We start from the raw sequence: 1,692 nt of genomic DNA, 5'->3' as shown, positions 1-1,692 counted from the left end.
CCAGTAATCGGATACATGGCTGACCAGGTAAACGCTGGAGTTGAAATAGCTGAAATAGAGACACAAGTAAACGAATTCCACGCAGAGGGACTATACAACGACGGAACTCTTGTAGGATGCGTAAAGAGAGCTCACGATGTTGACATCAACCTAAACTCTCATACAATGCTTGAAAACCTTGCAGTTAAGGCTTCGGGAGCACTTTCTCTTGCAAACCTTATAGCTAAAAACAACATAGACCCACTTTCAATAGACTATGTTATAGAGTGTTCAGAAGAGGCTTGTGGAGACATGAACCAAAGAGGTGGAGGAAACTTCGCTAAATCACTAGCTGAAATGTGCGGATGCAACAACGCTACAGGATCAGACCTTAGAGGATTCTGCGCGGCTCCAACACACGCTCTTATATCAGCATCAGCTCTTGTAAAATCAGGAGTATACAGTAACGTAGTAATAGTTGCAGGTGGAGCTACGGCTAAACTTGGAATGAACGGAAAAGACCACGTTAAGAAAGAAATGCCAGTTCTTGAGGACTGCCTAGGCGGATTCGCTGCACTAGTTAGCGAAAACGACGGAGTAAGCCCAGTTCTTAGAACAGACCTAGTGGGAAGACACACAGTTGGAACAGGATCATCTCCACAGGCTGTAATAGGCGCTCTAGTTAAAGCTCCACTTGCAAAAGGCGGACTTAAGATAACAGACGTAGACAAGTACTCGGTTGAAATGCAAAACCCAGACATAACTAAGCCAGCAGGAGCAGGAGACGTTCCAGAGGCTAACTACAAGATGATAGGAGCTCTTGCGGTTATGGGCAAAGAGCTTGAAAGATCTCAAATAGGCGAATTCGTTGAAAACCACGGAATGCCAGGATGGGCTCCAACACAGGGACACATACCATCAGGAGCGCCATACCTAGGATTCGTAAGAGAAGACCTTACAACTGGCGACAGAAACAGAGCCATGATAGTAGGAAAGGGAAGTCTTTTCCTAGGAAGAATGACTAACCTGTTTGACGGATGCTCTATAGTAATAGAAAGAAACAGCGGAGTAGTAGAAGAAGGCGGAGCTTCAAAAGAGGAAGTAAGAAAAATGATAGCTGAGTCTATGAAGGAATTTGCAGCACATCTACTCGCAGAATAGGGGTGAGACCATGTCAGAAAACATTAAAAAAATGATAGGCGAAACTTTCAAGGACATAGCTAAGGCTATAGAAACTGGAAGCTTTGCAGCAGGAATAAGAGTTGGAATAACAACACTTGGAAGCGAGCACGGCGTAGAAAACCTTGTTGCAGGAGCAGAGATGGCTGCAAAGGAAAGCGCAGGCTTTGAAATAGTACTAATAGGACCAAAGGTAGACACAGAGCTTGAAGTTGCAGAAGTTGCAACAGAAGAAGAAGCTCACAAGAAAATGGAAGAGCTTCTTGACAGCGGATACCTAAGCGCATGTGTTACAATGCACTACAACTTCCCAATAGGAGTTTCAACAGTGGGAAGAGTAATAACACCTGGAAAAGGAAAAGAGATGTTCATAGCTACAACAACAGGAACATCTGCAGCTCACAGGGTTGAGGCAATGGTTAAAAACGCGATATACGGAATAATCACTGCAAAAGCTATGGGCAAGAAAAACCCTACAGTTGGAATACTTAACCTTGACGGAGCAAGAGCAGTAGAAAGAGCTCTTAAAGAGCT

At 44.2% G+C, this 1,692-nt stretch carries 1 protein-coding gene and 1 pseudogene; both read left to right on the top strand.

Annotated features, from left to right (window positions below):
• On the top strand, positions 1–1,140 hold a 1,140-nt coding region (grdC, locus tag BUQ87_RS14785; RefSeq protein ID WP_074210137.1), incomplete at its 5' end, for a glycine/sarcosine/betaine reductase complex component C subunit beta.
• Between the two features lie 10 nt (positions 1,141–1,150).
• Positions 1,151–1,692 (top strand): annotated as a pseudogene (locus BUQ87_RS14780) (glycine/sarcosine/betaine reductase complex component C subunit alpha); the annotation flags it as partial.

This window comes from Peptoclostridium litorale DSM 5388, assembly GCF_900141635.1.
Lineage (GTDB): Bacteria > Bacillota > Clostridia > Peptostreptococcales > Peptostreptococcaceae > Peptoclostridium > Peptoclostridium litorale.
This window is presented reverse-complemented; position numbering and strand designations above follow the sequence as displayed.